This is a genomic window from Nocardia sp. NPDC050799 (assembly GCF_040654015.1).
In the GTDB taxonomy this organism is placed as follows: Bacteria; Actinomycetota; Actinomycetes; order Mycobacteriales; family Mycobacteriaceae; genus Nocardia.
The window spans coordinates 28,318-43,343 of record NZ_JBFAHF010000048.1; the positions used below are offsets into that span (position 1 = coordinate 28,318).

The following is a 15,026-nucleotide window of genomic DNA, read 5'->3' on the forward strand; positions in this document are numbered from 1 at the left end:
TCAGGCGACCCGGTGTAGGATCGCCTGCTCGAAAATGCCCTCGCCGCCGCGGCCGTCGGTATCGAACGACAGGAAGTCGTCGTAGACCCCCAGCGCCGGTCCGTCGGTCTCGGCAGGTCCCGCCGGCACCCGGAATCCGCCGAGACGGGCACCCAGCGATACCAGCCGGGTCGTATCGTCCTCGAGTTCGAGGCGGGCCCAGCGGAATTGGGCGGCCGCGTCCCGGGCGAAGGAGATCGCGGTGATCGCCGTCGAACCGGCACTGTCGATGACGAAACCATCCGCGGTCAGCGAATCGTCGGCGTGCCGGAACTTCATCGCCGTGACGAAAGCCGACTCGTCCACCGCGAACAGGGCCGCGAATTCGACCCATTGCGAGGATTCGTCCCGAAATCCCCAGGTACGGTCACGCATACCGCGGCCGGCTGTGGTCACCGTCGTACCATCCACCGTGACATCGCCCGTGACGGTGCACGCCTGCTGGAAGTGCTGTAGCGGCGCGGCGGCGCCCAGCGCCGGGATAGCGTTGTTGGCAGCGTAATCGGCGGCGGCGAACAGCGGAGCGTTGACGAGTTCGGCGGAGACGAGCGGGTGTTCGACACGTACCCGGCCGTCCAAGCCGAAATGAATACTCTCACTGCTGAAGGTCCCCACCTCGAGCGTTTCGACCACTTCGGTGACCCGGCCCGCCACGGACACGCTGAACCGGGCCCGGCGGGTACCGGGCGCGTTCGGCGATGTCGAGACGTGCACCGTGCCGAATACCGCTGCGGCGGAATCCCAGAACGAGAGATAGGCATTGTCCTTCCACGCCGGGTCGTCGACGCCGGCGGCGTCGGAACGTATCGGCTCGGACAGCTTGCCCCAACTCTGTGCGGTCGGGGTGGCGGTGGTCATCGGGGGTCCCTTCTGTTCAGGAGGCGCGAAGATCCGGATTCGGCCCGCGGCCGGGCCGGCCGGACGTACATCGGCGCCCACCGGCTCTTTGCCGGCGCGATATACGGTGCGCGGACGTGGACAGTGAACGACCGCACAGGACCGCGGCCACGACGCCCGGTCACGCACGGCGCCGGGTCACTGTGCAGATGATGAGGCTATACGAAATGACGGTCGTGTCAATTTATGTGCCGATCGGTCGACAGACCGAGATATGGTCGATGTCAGCGGGATCCGACACTGCGTGTTGCCCTGTTGGCGTTCCGCCCGATGTGCAGACCGGTCCCACGGGCGTCTGTCGAATAGATGGATCTGCCAGAATTCAAGTTCCTCCTGGGAAAAGCGCGACAGCGTACCCGAGCGAGGTCGGTTGTCCGTCGCGGGAGATCATGCCGGGACTTCGTGCGCGGACACTTCGCCGATGTGGATCGAGACCGCGATCCGGCACATGCCTTTTGGTGCCGGTCGATCCGCTCGACGTCGGCGAGTCGCTCACCGAAGTTGTTTCCGGACTGACATCACCGGAATGCAGAACTGCGTTGCCTGGGTACACGGCGACACCATCGCCGAGCACCTGGGCGTGACCCCGGTGGGACTGCCCACGGGAGCGGGGTATTCCGCCGGTAACAGGTTGGTCGACGCCTACCTCGCGGCGACGGGTAAGTCCGCGGCCCAGGCTCTGCACGCCGACAGCGCGGAAGTAATCGCCACCGCGCTCGCGGCCGACCGATAGATGCCGCGGCCGGAAGCCGGGTGCACGGTCTGATCGCCGGCTCGACCGTCACCAGAGGTACCCGCGACGGACTACTGCATGAGCCGGAGGCCGATGGGAGCGGGTGTGTCGTCACCGGGTTGTGATATTCCTCCTCGCGGCCACCTATCGCCGTGGTCATCGACATCCAGGTCGGGTGTGCACAGCCGGATGCGGCTGCGACTGTCACTCCTGGAGTAACTCGGGTTCGGCCGTCCGGGTCGACAGGGCACCACCGATTGGCGCGCGGACTTGCCGGGAACCTGCCGCAGGAGCTGGCGCCGCACCATCCCGGTGAACTACCGAAACCGATGATCCAGGATCTCGAAGGCACCGGTCAGCTGCCACCGGTCTCGTTCACACCTTCTGCAGCGACTCGCTGTGTCATCATCTTGAGCCGGACTTCACGTGCCCCGGTCATATGGGATTCGGCGAGCGACTGCGCCCGGACGACATCTTGGTTCTCGATGGCCTCGATCATGGCGTCGTGCTCGAGGAGTACAGTCCGCCAGCGGTCATCGTCTTCCAGGGTGGTGGTCGGATAGCGAATGAGGTGGACGTTCAGGCGTTTCAACAGGTCCACGAGAGTAGGGCTGTGGCTCGCATGCCAGAGTGTCTCGTGGAATTCCCTGTTGGTGGCAGCTCGTTCTCTGGGGTCGTTTCCGGCGGCGCGCATCGATGCGTTCGCCGCGCGCAGGCGCGCGCGATCGAGTTCGGTCGACCTGCGGGCAGCACCTCTCGCGGCCGCACCTTCGAGAGTGATGCGCACTTCGTAGATGTCGAGGATCTCCTCGGGGCTGGTGGTGCGTACCCGGACCGTTCGGCCGATACGCTCGACGAGCATCTCGACTTCCAGGCGGTGCAATGCCTCGCGTACCGGGGTGCGTGAGGCACCCAATTCGCTCGCGAGTTGATTCTCGGAGACCACCTGTCCGGGCGACAATGTGCCGTCGAGGATGGACCCTCGCAATCGCTCGTATACGGTCGTACTCATCAATCCTCCTACGGTTCGAGGGTACGGTAGTCTCCGCGGACCTCGCGGAGCCCCTGCGATCGGGTCGCACATCGAGTACTGCCCAGGTGGTCACGGCCGGTTCGCGGTCAGCCGGCGATGCACAGGCCGCTGGACTCCTCCCTTCTGAAACCGGTTCGGGTATGCCCGCCGAGAGAATCAACCCTCGTCCGGGGGAAAGTTCTCACGCCAGAAGGATGCGATGTCATCGCGGCGTGCGATCCAGATGTCGTCGCGCGAGACAAGATGGTCGAGCACACGGCGCAAGCCGGCCAGCCGGGCGGGGCGCCCGATGATCCGGGCGTGTAACCCGATGGAGTAGACAGTCGGTCTGCGCCCGGCCAGTGCTGCGTCGAGTCCGTCGATCGCGTAGTCGGCGAAGTCGCGCCCCGTGAAGAACTGCCCCTTGTAGAACTTGGTGTCGTTCACGTCCAGGGAGTAGGGCACGATGAGAAACGGCTTCCCATCGACATCCTCGTAATAGGGTAGGTCGTCACTGACCGAACCGGCGTCATAGGTGAGCCCGGCGGCGGCCAGGAGAGATCGGGTGTGCACGGTGTTCGGGGGCCTGGTGAACCACCCGTTGATCTGTTTGCCCGTGATCCGGCGGATGGTTTCCACCGCGAGCTCGATGTCTTGCCGCTGCTCCGCTACCGACAGGTACGCGTGCGGAACCCAGCGATAGCCGTGACCGACCAGATCGCACTCCCGGGCCAGGAACGCTGCGGTCACTGCCGGATTACGTTCCAGGGCAAGCGCGGTAGCGAAGACCGTAGGAGTCACCTCCACCTCGTCGAGCGTATCGAGCACCCGCCACACACCGACTCGGCTGCCGTACTCGAAGGTCGACTCGGCGAACAATTCTCGGGCCCCGTCGGGTACCGAGTAATGCGCTTCCAGAAGAGTCTCTCGGGCCGTGTCACCGTCGAGCACGTTCCGCTCGCCGCCTTCCTCGTAGTTCAGCACCACGTTCACCGCGACGCGTGTCCCGTTCGGCCAGGCGAAATCCGGAGGGTGGGCACCATAGCCGATGAAGTCTCTCGAGGTCACCGTGCGGCTCCCTTCTCGGTCGAGGGGAAGAGCTCGTCGGGTTCGAGGCCCGCGGACAGCCCGAAGAGTAGCCGGAGTCGTGCTTTTGCGGGGTTCAGGAACCTGCTGCGGACCAGACCCGCGCGTAGCAGCTCCGTCTCCGAACCAGGACCGCCGTAGGTCCCGGCAAGCGTCAGCCCGTCCGCGCATCTGCTGGCGAACACCACCGCGACGCCCGCGGCGACCGCTCTCTCCGCGGCGACCGCCGCGGCGGCGGATACATGGCCGGCGCCGGTACCCGCGAGTACAAGTCCGTCGGATCGCGCTGCCGCGCTGTCGACGGCGAGTCCGTCGTCACCGCCGCAAACGTTCACGATCTCGACGCGTTTGGTGGGTGCGGTTCGCCGTGACAGCAGAGCTGATCGGCGCGGTGGTCCGAGGAGAAGAAGCGGCTCGTTCTCGACGATTCGACCGACCGGCCCCGCAGCCGGCGAGCTGAACGCGGAGACGCTCGCCCCATGGCCTTTGGTGACCAGCGACGCGAGATGGATCTCATCGTGCATCACCACGACAGGACCGTAGTCGGCGACCTCCGCGCACGACGCCGCGCAGGCCGCAGCGCGCAGGTTCGCGGGTCCGTCGGCGCCGGGCATGTGTGGTGAGCGCATGGCCCCGGTGAGGACGATGGGGATGCGTGGGTCGACCAGCAGAGCGAGCGCGTACGCGGTCTCCTCGATCGTGTCCGTTCCGTGGGTTACCACTACACCCGTCGCACCCGCACGGATTTCGTCCTCGATCGCCGACGCCATGATCCATGCCTCTTCGGGCCCGATTTCGCGCGATGATCTGGTGAAGACGTCTCTGGCGCGAATTCGGTCCACACCGAGCGAACCCGCCAGTTCGTTCGCAGTCATTCGTGGGATGGCACCGTCGGCGCCAGGGAGTGTGGAGATCGTGCCACCGGTGCCCAGGAGAGTCAGCATCTGCTCGGCCATACCATCACCATCCCAGCAGTGAGTCGACATCGGCGAGGCGCGGGAGTTCCATGATCCGCGTCCACGCATCCTGCGCACGGTCCGGATCCGAGATCGCGGTGGCGAACTTCGCGAAATGCTCTTCCGCGGAGAGGACGCGCGGTGGGTGGCCGACCGGGTTCTCCACCAGCGACTCGAGAACCCGGCCGTCCAACTCGACCCGAACCCGTGCCGGCGAAGACACCGGCCACCGCTCTTCCAGCTGTGGGTCCACGTGAACCGCCACCCGCCGAGCGAGCGCCGCGATATCCGGTCGGTATCGGAACGCTTCGGGGCCGCTCGCCCCGGTGACCAGAGCCGTCGCGACCGCATACGGGAGCGAGAATCGGCAGGACAGATCGTTGGGCACCTCCTGAACGTCGACCTTGCGTGCCGCTGCCACAGTGTCGATCCGTACCTCCACGACCGCATCCGGAGTGAAGGGTTCCGACTCGAGGAGGTCGAGTGCGGCATCGATCGCGGTATGAGTCAGCGCGCAGGCACTGTGTACCTTGAAGTAACCCGCATCGATCGCCAATTCCTCGTACCTCAACTCGCCGACCAGCGGCGTTTCGTCCAGACCTGCGCCGAGCAGTTCGCCGAGTGAGAAGCCGAAGGACGCGAAGGAGCCGGTGAAACCCGCGCGCGCCAGATCACTGGACCGCACGCCGAGCGCGGCCGCATGCCCCATATAGGCATTGCGCGCGGTCGCACCGTCGTAGCACGCCTGCCAAGTGGAGGCCAGCGGCAGAGTCGATGCGATCGCCGTGGCCGCTCGGGCATCTGTGCCACGCAGTACCGAGATCGCCAACGCCGCCCCGAGAGCGCCCACATGACCATGCGGGTGTGCACCGGGCCGGAGTCGGACAGCACGGAACAGGCGTGCGCTGAGCTCGTAGCCGGCGATCACAGCACGCACGAGTTCCGCACCGGACGCGTGGTCCTCCTCCGCGGCGGCGATCGCGGCAGGAACGAGCTGCATGCCGGGATGACCTGTCGGCCGCATCCCCTCGTCGAGTTCGAGGAAGCTTCCGGCTGTCGCGTTGAGGAAAGCGGCATGGTGGGCCGGCGCTCGCCCACCATCCCACACCGTCGATCGATGGAATGGATTCTGCCCGGCACCCCTGCTGACGAGACCGCCGCTCGTATCGGCTGCTACGAGCGCCGACATCGGCTCGGTTCGGTGTCCGGCCACCGACACAGCGAGACAGTCGGCGATGATGCGCAGGGCTTTCTCGATCGATTCGGGCGGGACTCGGTCCAGATCGAGCACACTCACCGTGTCGCACGCGCGTCCGAGCGCATCCGCGACGGTCATCGCTCGATCTCCGTACCCCGGGTCTCCCCGAGCAACATAACCGCTACAGCGCTCACGGCGGTCACTGCGATCAAGTAGATGCCCACGGCGACCATACCGAACGCCTGATAGAGCATGGCGGCGACGAAAGGGGCGATCGCAGCGCCGAACAGTGAGCCGACCTGATTCGTGGCAGTCATACCGGAGTACCGGACGACCGTGGGGAAGAGCTCGGCGAAATATACGCCGACCGGCGCGTAACTCATACCGACCAGCACGGAGAAGATCGATAAACCCACTGCGAACAGGACCGGATCTCCCGTCTGCACCAGCAGAAGCATGGGGACGCTGGTCACCAGTGCCCCGATCAGGCCGATGAGCAACGCCGGGCGACGACCCCGCATGTCCGCGATCCGCGCCGACAGCATGATCCCGACCGAGTAGAAGCACGCCGCCACCAGGATCGCTGTCAGCGCGGCGGTCTTGCTCATCTCGAGGTCGCTGGTCGCGTGCGAGAGCAGGTACACGAACGCGATGTAGAACGTCGTGCTGACGGCGATATACGCAACAGACGCCAGGACCGTCTTGCGGGTGTGACGGCGGAATACCTCCAGGATGGGCAGCTGACCCTCCGGCTCCGACTGTGACGCTTCCCGGGCGGCCTCGAAGACCGGAGACTCACGGACCTTCAAACGCATTATCAGGCCCACCACGATCAGGAGGAGGCTTCCGATGAACGGGATCCTCCAGCCCCATGCGAGATATGCCTCGTTCGGAATCGTCGTGGTTACGAGAAGCAGGACGGCTGTGGACAGGATGAGACCGGCGGTTACGCCCTGCTGCGGCCAGCTGGCAAGACGTGCACGCGAGGCCGGTGGCGCGAACTCGGTCGCCATCAGTACCGCGCCGCCCCACTCGCCACCGACCGCGGCACCCTGGACGAAACGCAACAGCACCAGCGCGATCGGCGCCAGCGCGCCGATCGTCTCGTAAGTAGGAAGAAGACCGACCAGGCAGGTACTCACACCCATCAGCAGCAACGACGCGACCAGAGTTGCCTTGCGGCCGACCCGGTCGCCGAAATGCGCGAAGACAACACCGCCGACCGGCCGCGCGACGAAAGCCACGGTAAGAGTGGCGAACGAGGCGAGCGCGCCTCCGGCCGGCCCGAGGCCGGGGAAGAATTTCTGCGGGAACACCAGCGTGGCTGCGCTTGCGTAGAGGTAGAAGTCGAACCACTCGATGGTGGTGCCGATGAACGCGGCCCGTGCCACCTTGGACGCTTCCCGCATCGTGGCGGGCGCCGCCGCTTTCGCCGGCAATGTGCCTGTGCCCCGAGGTGGGTCTTCGTTGATCATGTGGTGCTCTCCTTCGAATGTGACTGTGGCCCGACGACTCGCATCGCTGCGCGTTCGCCCCGGTCACACAGAGCCGGCTCGCGGTGGGGCGGGCCGGCGGAGTGATATCAGAGCCTAGGTGTCGTAGCTCACAGCGGATACGGTATTCTGCTGTATACAAGCTGTCAATAGATGCCACTAGCTTGTACACCGTGGTATACATTAAGACGGCGTCGAGGTTGTGATCCGGTGCACGTCACATCGCCGGGACCGACCGATCGCGAGACCGGCGGAGGGCGCTGATCGGGTTCCCGGACGAACGACCGGCGCGCTTCGCCGGATATACCGATGTGGAAGGGATTGTGAACAATGACCGAGAAACGTGTGATCGTGGTCGGAGCCGGGAACGCCGCGCTCTGCGCGGCACTGTCGGCTCGCGAGAACGGAGCAGAAGTTCTGGTCCTCGAGCGCGCGGATCGTGCGCTGCGCGGCGGTAACACCGCCTTTACGGCCGGGGCCATGCGGGTGGCATACCGCGGCGTGGACGACCTGCGCCGATTGATGCCCGACTTGACCGACGCAGAGATCGCCATCACCGACTTCGGTTCATATTCCACGGGAGACTTCCTCGACGATCTGGCGCGGGTGACCGAATACCGGACCGATCCCGAACTGTCGAGCGCCCTCGTGGAGAACAGCTACCCGACCCTGCTCTGGATGCGGGAGAAGGGTGTGCGGTTCCTACCGATCTACGGACGCCAGGCTTTCAAGGTCGATGGGCGGTTCAAGTTCTGGGGCGGGCTGACCGTCGAGGTCAACGGCGGTGGTCCCGGCCTGGTCGACTACCTCGCCAAGAGCGCGGAACGCGAAGGCATCGAAATCGCATACGACTCGCACGTGACCGCCCTGCTGACGGACGACACCGGGGTAACCGGTGTGCTGGTCAAACACAACGGCCGCACTCGCGAGGAGCGAGCGGACGCCGTCGTTCTCGCATCCGGCGGGTTCCAGGCGAACGCCGAATGGCGAACCCGCTACCTCGGCGAGTCATGGGACCTCGCCAAGGTCCGCGGCACGATGTACAACACCGGCGACGGCCACCGCATGGCGCTGGATATCGGTGCGAGCCCGACCGGCAACTGGTCGGGCTGTCACGCCGTCGGCTGGGAACGCAACGCACCGGAATTCGGCGATCTGACCGTGGGCGACAATTTTCAGAAGCACAGCTACCCCTTCGGCATCATGGTCAATGCCCACGGTCGCCGATTCCTGGACGAAGGCGCAGACTTCCGTAACTACACCTACGCCAAATACGGCCGGCGGATCCTGGAACAGCCGGGACAGATGGCATGGCAGGTCTTCGACCGGAAGGTGACTCACCTGCTACGGGACGAGTACCGGATCCGCCAGGTCACCAAGGTGACCGCGCCGACACTGGAGGCCCTGGCGAAAAAGCTCGAGGGCGTCGACCCACACGGCTTCCTCGACGAAGTCCGAGCCTACAACGCGGCAGTCGACACGCACACGCCTTTCGATCCCAATGTCAAGGACGGCCGCGGGACGAACGGACTCGCCGTCGGGAAGACGAACTGGGCGAACACGCTGGACGAGGGCCCGTACGAGGCATACCAGGTGACATGCGGAATCACCTTCACCTTCGGCGGTCTGCGCATCAACACCGACGCACAGGTCATCGACAGCAACCAGGCTCCGATCCCGGGGTTGTTCGCGGCCGGCGAGATCGTCGGCGGAATCTTCTACTTCAACTACCCCGGCGGATCGGGACTCACCAATGGATCGGTCTTCGGCCGTATCGCGGGCCGACAGGCCGCGACGGCCCGATAGCACGACGCGAACCCTGGCAGGGCGGCCCGCGGCACGGGCGGAGCACGTTCCAGAGCTTCGACGAGGGAAGGTCTGAGAGCTGCTCCTCGGTATACCCGCCGGTACGAAACTCGGACGGCCGGCGCGGTGGCTCGAGGCGTTGATCCCGCTCGATGCCCACCAGGCCGCGCATCGCGTGGCCGAAGCCACCGCGGTGCTGTCACGGCTGTCATGGTCTCAGCCCGTCCAGCGCACCCAGCGAGCGGTCATCAGGAGCCCTTCTTCGAGGGAGACGCCCGGCGTCCTACGGCACCGGCCGGCGCTGCCGTGGCCGGGATGACAGCCCGGCCGATGCCGCCGGGACCTACCGGGCGCGGCACCGGATCCGACGCGGTGACCGGCACCGCCTCGGGCCGGAACAGATCGAGAGCGCGGCGCCCGGCCGCGATGACATCGACGAGCGGACCGGTCACGGCGCGGACCGGCCGCCGTCGTCCTGGCCCGAACCACCCCGCCCGGCTACAGCCACAGCAAAGAAGGCCGGTGGCGTACGGGTTCCTGCGCGCGGCCCTCGCGGGAGTGCCGATTCGCCGAGCGTGTATTCCTGGTTGAGTGGCATGCAATCGGGTCATAGCGAACGCTGCGCTGGGGCTGGTACCGCGTGGTATCTGGATCACCCCAGAGGGCCCGAAGAGCTCTACGGTGGAGATATGACCGCCTTGGGGCGTCGGCATTTGCTGGTCGCGCGGGATGCCGACACGGTGCGCATCACCATGAACCGGCCGGAGCGGCGCAATGCTCTATCGGGCGAGTATCTGGCCGAACTCCTTGCCGCATTCCGGGCCGCCGGCGAGACCGACGCCACCGGAATAGTTCTCGGGGCCAACGGTCCGGTGTTCTCCGCGGGACATGATTTCGCCGACGTCGCCGCGCGCGACCTGCTCGGCGTGCGAGAACTGCTCACCCTGTGCACCGAGCTCATGTCGACCATCGAGTCGGTGCCGCAGGTGGTGATCGCGCGGGTGCACGGTCTGGCCACGGCCGCCGGCTGCCAGCTGGTGGCCTCATGCGATCTGGCCGTCGCCGCCGAATCGGCCGGTTTCGCGCTTCCCGGCGGCAAAGGTGGCTGGTTCTGTCACACCCCCGCAGTTCCGGTGGCCCGCGCCGTCGGCCGTAAACGCCTGATGGAACTTGCCCTCACCGGCGACCCGATCGATGCCCGCACCGCCGAACAGTGGGGTCTGATCAACCGAGCGGTGCCAGACGCCGAGCTGGATACAGCCGTGGGCGAGTTACTCGCCCGCGCTACCCGGGGCAGCCGGGCCAGCAAGGCACTCGGCAAACGCACTCTCTACGGCCAACTCGACCGCCCTGAAGCAGATGCCTATGCTCTCGCCCTGGAAGTAATGGCCGCCGCCGCTCAACTTCCCGGCGCCCGCGAAGGGATGGTGGCCTTCCTGGCGAAGCGCCCACCCGTCTGGCGAGATTAGCGCTGCCAGGAGAGCTTGAAAGGTGCCGATGCTGTTCATCACCGTCGAGAACGCCCACTCCCGCGAATTCAGCGAAGAGGCCTACCACCTCGCGGGCGATCGCAAGGAATTGATGATCGTGCCCGGCGCTGGGCACGTCGACCTCTACGCACTCATCCCCCTTCGACAAGCTCAGCTCGTTCTTCACCGTAATCCGTCGAGATCACAGGTCGGACCTGCACGCCGATTTCGGCGACGGCGGCCAGGACGAACAGCAGGATCGAGCGCACGACGGTCGTGATCGAAGTGCCTCAATATCCGGTTTCAGGAAGTCGTGGCCGTGCATCCGCCCCCGGAGCCTGCACAGGGACTACCGGGGTGGGCGGTGTCGAACGGGACCGGGCAGGACGGGGATTCGCTACAGATCAGCAGGTCATCGCATCCGGCGGCCAACGCGGCGCGCAGGGTGTCACGCACCACGGTAGGTCTGGGTGTTCACCCCGGCGGCGGCCGCGAGCTCGCTGGTGCGCAACCCTGTCATCGCCCGTCTCCGATGCGGTCCTGCACCCGGGTGGCGAAGGCGTCGAGGACTTCGACGTAGGTGGCGGGAACCTCGACGCCCATCACCGTGTCCCGGGTGGTGGTGGCGAAGTCGAAGGTGAAGAACGAGCAGCAGCCCGACTCCCGCGCCGCAAGGTCGCGGGCGGCGGGTTCGGTATCACCGGTGAGTACGAGTTCCAGCCGCTGCGGGCCCGGCCGGCGGGTGCTGCGGACCGCGTCGGCGAAGAGCTGGTCGAACTCGACGACCCGGATCGGCTGTTCCACGGTGGGCAGGGTGCACGAGTCGGGCACCCAGTCGCCCTGAGCCGGTGAAATCGTCATATATCGACGGTAAGCCTGTACCCCGGTACAGGATGCAACCCCGAAAGCCGATCTCGGCTGGACACCGACAGATGTAGTCATCGCCGCTCAGGCGGCACTCGGCCAGAGCAGCGCGGCGAGCTCCGGCGGGGTCGGCATCGGCTGACGCAGCCCGACACGGGCGCGGCCGGTATTGCCCTCGGGGTAGCGGCCGGCCAGGGAGCCGGGTGCGGCTACGATGATCCGCACCACCTGGCCGAGGGCCTCGCGACGGTCGCGCTGGCGCACCGCCAGGCCGAGCATGGCGGCGTGGTTGCGGGTGTGCAGCCATGGGTCGGGTTGGGACAGATGTGTGCGCGCTCCAGATGCGTCCACCGGCCCTCGTCGACGGCCGTGGACTTCGCGGCCGCCATTTCCTGGTGATAGCGGGCGCGGGCGGGTTCGGGCAGGCGCGGCATCAGTAGTCCTTTCCGGTGGGATGGTCGCAGCAGTCGTCTGCGCCGACGGCGCCGACGGTGAGCGCGGTCGGGGTAGGACAGCAGGTATCGCCTTGCCAGGCGTTGCGTCCTTCTTTTACCGCGATCGCGGCGATGACCAGAGCGGCGATCGGATCGGCCCACGACCACCCGAACAGGCTGTTGAGCAGCAACCCACACCAGCAGGACAGCCGAGAGATAAGTGCACAGCAGGGTCTGCTTGGAATCGGCGACCGCGGAGGCGGATTCGAGTTCGCGCCCGGCGCGACGCTGCGCCCAGGACAACACCGGCATGATCACCAGGCTCGCTGCGGCCAGCCCGATGCCGATCGCCGAGTGCTGGGCTTCGCCGAGCCCGAACAGTGCGCGGATCGAGTCGGCGGTGATGTAGAGGGCGAGGGCGAAGAAGGAGAACGCGATGATCCGCAGCGCGATCTTTTCCCGGGCTTCGGGGTCGCGGCCGGCGAACTGCCACGCCACCGCGGCCGCCGAGGACACTTCGATCACCGAGTCCAGGCCGAACCCGATCAACGCGGTCGAAGATACCCGGGCACCTTCGGTGAGCGCGATGATCGCCTCGATCACGTTGTAGGTGATCGTCGCGGCGACGAACCAGCGGATTCGCCGCGCCAGCAACGCCTTCCGATCCGGCCCGACGGCGACCGGAGAAGGAAGCGAGGGCATACCCAGCGAAGCCATTAGCTTGAGTTTTAAGCTCTGAGCTGCAGTTTTGTGGAGTTTCTGCGAGGTCGTGGCCCGGCTTTCTGGGAAGGTTTCTTGTCGCTGGCGGTCTTGATGTGCACGTCGTAGCGGGGTGCTGGTCGCTGGTTACCGTGGCCGGCTGGGCGGCCGGGTCCGGGGCGGCAGGGTTTCGGTGCTCTGGCGGGACAGGCGACTTTCCGGCGGAGGTGCCGAAACCCCCGACGAACGCGTGCGGGTGTGAGGCGGTGCGGAGCAACGCGTTTTTCCCACGGACGTTTCAGGTCGACGGTGAGAGTGCGGGCAAGACGCAGTTGGGTGTAGGCGGCCAGCAGCAGCCAGGTCCACCGGTCAGCCGCAGCCGGGTTCCGGGGTTTCGGACAGTTGCAGCCGAGGGTCTGTTTGAGCATGCGGAAGGTGTGCTCGATATCGAACCGCCGCAGAAATACCTGCCACAACACCTCGACCTCTGCGGCATCCAGGTCGACGACCGAATGCCACAGCCAGATCGGTTTCGGTATGGCGCCGCTGGGAAGCCGGTCGACGTCGAGCCGGCTCACCGTGCCTTCGATAACCGGCAGCTTCCCCACTTGAGTTACCCATGAACAACGGTGAGTGAGCCTGGGATGCAGACGATTCCATGACCGCGCTGTCGCAGGACCGTAGAGGCGAGTCTCGGTGGTAATAGCGGTGTCGGGTTCACCCCAGGTCGCGGGGTCACCGAAAACGAACTCACCGCCGTGACGTGGTGGACGGCCGGTGGTCCCGGGCTGCCATGCGGGTGCGCGGCGGCGCAGAACCCGCTCCGACCGCATCCGCGCCAGCACGGCCACGGGCAGATCGGCCAACAGGAACGCCAGCCGGGGTGCGTCGTAGCCGGCGTCGGCCACGATCCAGATATCCGGATCACCGGGGCACCAGTGTCCGGCCTCGATCAGGTTGCCGATCACAGTGCGCAGCTGGCCGGCAGTGACGGTCGCGGCATCGTCTCCCGGCGCCAGCCGCACCGCATCCAGAGGTGCGGTCCAGGAACTACGCCCTGATTCCAGAGCGGCGACCACCGAATACGGCCATCCCGGGATCATCTGCGCTGTGTTCTTCGCCCGCCCATAGGTGTGACACAAGATCCGTTGTGGGCAGGTATGCGCTTCCGGCCGTAACCACGAGGTTATATCGACCGCCAGCACCAACCGGCCGTCCGCGGCGCGAGGCAGCGGCACCGAAACCAGCGCACGCCGCAGCCGAGCGATGTCGATCCGGCCGCGGTCCAGGGCCGCATAGACGCTGCCGTGTCCCCGGCGATGCTCACCGATCAGCGACAGCTCCGGCAACGATCGCACCGGCCCGTCCGCGCACAACACCGCATCCACCAGGGCTGGATGATCTGTTTGGCCTGGTTGCGGGGCGTTTCTATCGTGCGGAGCCGCGGTTGCGGGCGCGGATGTATGTGCGGGGACTGTTGGCGCCGTTGGCGGGGAAGAATGGCTGGACGCTTGCCGAAGCGGCCGGTGATCTGACGCCGGACGGGATGCAGCGACTGTTGAACAAGGCTGCGTGGGACGTCGACGGGGTCCGTGATGACGTGTGCGCCTATGTGGTCGAACATCTCGGTGATCCCGATGGCGTGTTGATCGTCGATGAAACCGGGTTCCTCAAAAAGGGTGTGAAATCTGCTGGGGTGCAACGACAATACTCGGGAACAGCAGGGCGGATCGAGAACTGTCAGCTGGGTGTCTTCTGCGCCTACGCCACCAACAAAGGCCGCACCCTGATCGATCGGGAGTTATATCTGCCGAAGTCGTGGACCGAGGACCGTGACCGCTGCCGAGAGGCGAATATCCCCGATAGGGTGGAATTCGCCACCAAGGCCACCCTCGCCAAGAAGATGCTCGCCCGAGCGCTGGACGGCGGGGTCCCGGCCCGTTGGGTGACCGCAGACGAGGCCTACGGCGGCGACTACAAGTTCCGGACCTGGCTCGAAACCCGCCACATCGGATACGTGGTAGCGGTGCCACGCAGCCAGACCATCCCTATCACCGCAGGCGCCACCCGCGCCGACCACCTCGTCGCGCAAGCACCGCCAGAGGCATGGAAGCGCCTGAGCTGTGGTGACGGAGCGAAAGGACCGCGCATGTTCGACTGGGCGGTAGCGTCGCTGCCGGTCTACGACTGGACCACCGCCCCGGGCTGGAGCCGCTGGCTACTCGCACGACGGGCCCTCACCCGCAACAGCAAAGGCGAACTCGAGATCGCCTACTACATGTGCTTCGCACCCACCGGCACCAGCGACGACACCCTCATCCGGGTCGCCGGCACCCGCTG

13 protein-coding genes and 2 pseudogenes are annotated in these 15,026 nt (G+C 66.2%); 4 read left to right on the forward strand and 11 right to left on the reverse strand.

The window, feature by feature from the left end; translation table 11 throughout:
* The gene (locus AB0H42_RS32155) at positions 1-897 is read right to left on the reverse strand and encodes a hypothetical protein (protein WP_357062839.1); all 897 of its coding nucleotides are present in this window, start codon (positions 895-897) and stop codon (positions 1-3) included.
* A 487-nt stretch (positions 898-1,384) separates the two neighbouring features.
* Here AB0H42_RS32155 and AB0H42_RS32160 point away from each other — a divergent pair, with 487 nt between their 5' ends.
* Positions 1,385-1,669 carry a DUF2268 domain-containing putative Zn-dependent protease gene (locus AB0H42_RS32160; RefSeq protein ID WP_357062857.1) on the forward strand — a complete coding sequence of 95 codons (285 nt, stop codon included), beginning with the start codon at positions 1,385-1,387 and terminating at the stop codon, positions 1,667-1,669.
* A 355-nt stretch (positions 1,670-2,024) separates the two neighbouring features.
* On the opposite strand, the gene AB0H42_RS32165 is transcribed toward AB0H42_RS32160, so the two are convergent.
* The 5 genes from AB0H42_RS32165 to AB0H42_RS32185 all read right to left on the reverse strand — a co-directional run bounded on the left by AB0H42_RS32165 (position 2,025) and on the right by AB0H42_RS32185 (position 7,396).
* Complete coding sequence (locus AB0H42_RS32165; protein ID WP_357062840.1) at positions 2,025-2,681, reverse strand: GntR family transcriptional regulator; 657 nt, start codon at positions 2,679-2,681, stop codon at positions 2,025-2,027.
* Between the two features lie 177 nt (positions 2,682-2,858).
* On the reverse strand, positions 2,859-3,749 hold the full coding sequence (locus AB0H42_RS32170; protein WP_357062841.1) for a polysaccharide deacetylase family protein: 891 nt from the start codon (positions 3,747-3,749) through the stop codon (positions 2,859-2,861).
* Entirely contained in the window at positions 3,746-4,792 is a 1,047-nt protein-coding gene (locus AB0H42_RS32175; RefSeq protein WP_357062843.1) for an asparaginase domain-containing protein, read from the reverse strand. Before AB0H42_RS32175 ends, AB0H42_RS32170 begins: the two co-directional genes overlap by 4 nt.
* On the reverse strand, positions 4,728-6,059 hold the full coding sequence (locus tag AB0H42_RS32180; protein ID WP_357062844.1) for an MmgE/PrpD family protein: 1,332 nt from the start codon (positions 6,057-6,059) through the stop codon (positions 4,728-4,730). The genes AB0H42_RS32175 and AB0H42_RS32180 overlap by 65 nt, the downstream gene beginning before the upstream one ends.
* Positions 6,056-7,396 (reverse strand): MFS transporter, encoded by a 1,341-nt coding sequence (locus AB0H42_RS32185; protein ID WP_357062846.1) that lies wholly within the window; start codon positions 7,394-7,396, stop codon positions 6,056-6,058. The genes AB0H42_RS32180 and AB0H42_RS32185 overlap by 4 nt, the downstream gene beginning before the upstream one ends.
* Before the next feature lie 348 nt (positions 7,397-7,744).
* Here AB0H42_RS32185 and tcuA point away from each other — a divergent pair, with 348 nt between their 5' ends.
* Complete coding sequence (gene tcuA, locus AB0H42_RS32190) at positions 7,745-9,220, forward strand: FAD-dependent tricarballylate dehydrogenase TcuA (protein ID WP_357062848.1); 1,476 nt, start codon at positions 7,745-7,747, stop codon at positions 9,218-9,220.
* A 248-nt stretch (positions 9,221-9,468) separates the two neighbouring features.
* Here tcuA and AB0H42_RS32195 read toward each other — a convergent pair whose 3' ends face one another.
* Positions 9,469-9,672, reverse strand: coding sequence for a hypothetical protein (locus tag AB0H42_RS32195; protein ID WP_357062850.1), 204 nt, complete (start codon positions 9,670-9,672; stop codon positions 9,469-9,471).
* 237 nt (positions 9,673-9,909) lie between these two features.
* Here AB0H42_RS32195 and AB0H42_RS32200 point away from each other — a divergent pair, with 237 nt between their 5' ends.
* Positions 9,910-10,689: an enoyl-CoA hydratase-related protein gene (locus tag AB0H42_RS32200; RefSeq protein ID WP_357062852.1), complete on the forward strand. Its 780-nt coding sequence runs from the start codon at positions 9,910-9,912 to the stop codon at positions 10,687-10,689.
* A gap of 516 nt (positions 10,690-11,205) precedes the next feature.
* On the opposite strand, the gene AB0H42_RS32205 is transcribed toward AB0H42_RS32200, so the two are convergent.
* From AB0H42_RS32205 to AB0H42_RS32220, 4 genes and pseudogenes are all read right to left on the reverse strand, one after another.
* Positions 11,206-11,550 (reverse strand): hypothetical protein, encoded by a 345-nt coding sequence (locus AB0H42_RS32205; RefSeq protein WP_357062854.1) that lies wholly within the window; start codon positions 11,548-11,550, stop codon positions 11,206-11,208.
* Positions 11,551-11,637: 87 nt separating this feature from the next.
* Positions 11,638-11,987 (reverse strand): annotated as a pseudogene (locus AB0H42_RS32210) (DUF3703 domain-containing protein).
* Positions 11,987-12,689 (reverse strand): annotated as a pseudogene (locus AB0H42_RS32215) (cation transporter). The pseudogenes AB0H42_RS32210 and AB0H42_RS32215 overlap by 1 nt, the downstream one beginning before the upstream one ends.
* A gap of 26 nt (positions 12,690-12,715) precedes the next feature.
* Positions 12,716-14,074: an NF041680 family putative transposase gene (locus AB0H42_RS32220; RefSeq protein ID WP_357062855.1), complete on the reverse strand. Its 1,359-nt coding sequence runs from the start codon at positions 14,072-14,074 to the stop codon at positions 12,716-12,718.
* A 14-nt stretch (positions 14,075-14,088) separates the two neighbouring features.
* Here AB0H42_RS32220 and AB0H42_RS32225 point away from each other — a divergent pair.
* The coding region (locus AB0H42_RS32225; protein ID WP_357062859.1) for an IS701 family transposase at positions 14,089-15,026 on the forward strand (938 nt) is incomplete at its 3' end.

Excerpts from the sequence above, each read along its gene's own strand:
- AB0H42_RS32155 (WP_357062839.1), bottom strand. The coding sequence starts at position 897 with ATGACCACCGCCACCCCGACCGCACAGAGTTGGGGCAAGCTGTCCGAG.
- AB0H42_RS32160 (WP_357062857.1), top strand. The coding sequence starts at position 1,385 with ATGCCTTTTGGTGCCGGTCGATCCGCTCGACGTCGGCGAGTCGCTCAC.
- AB0H42_RS32165 (WP_357062840.1), bottom strand. The coding sequence starts at position 2,681 with ATGAGTACGACCGTATACGAGCGATTGCGAGGGTCCATCCTCGACGGC.
- AB0H42_RS32175 (WP_357062843.1), bottom strand. The coding sequence starts at position 4,792 with ATGCGTGGACGCGGATCATGGAACTCCCGCGCCTCGCCGATGTCGACT.
- AB0H42_RS32180 (WP_357062844.1), bottom strand. The coding sequence starts at position 6,059 with ATGACCGTCGCGGATGCGCTCGGACGCGCGTGCGACACGGTGAGTGTG.
- AB0H42_RS32185 (WP_357062846.1), bottom strand. The coding sequence starts at position 7,396 with ATGATCAACGAAGACCCACCTCGGGGCACAGGCACATTGCCGGCGAAA.
- tcuA (WP_357062848.1), top strand. The coding sequence starts at position 7,745 with ATGACCGAGAAACGTGTGATCGTGGTCGGAGCCGGGAACGCCGCGCTC.
- AB0H42_RS32200 (WP_357062852.1), top strand. The coding sequence starts at position 9,910 with ATGACCGCCTTGGGGCGTCGGCATTTGCTGGTCGCGCGGGATGCCGAC.
- AB0H42_RS32205 (WP_357062854.1), bottom strand. The coding sequence starts at position 11,550 with ATGACGATTTCACCGGCTCAGGGCGACTGGGTGCCCGACTCGTGCACC.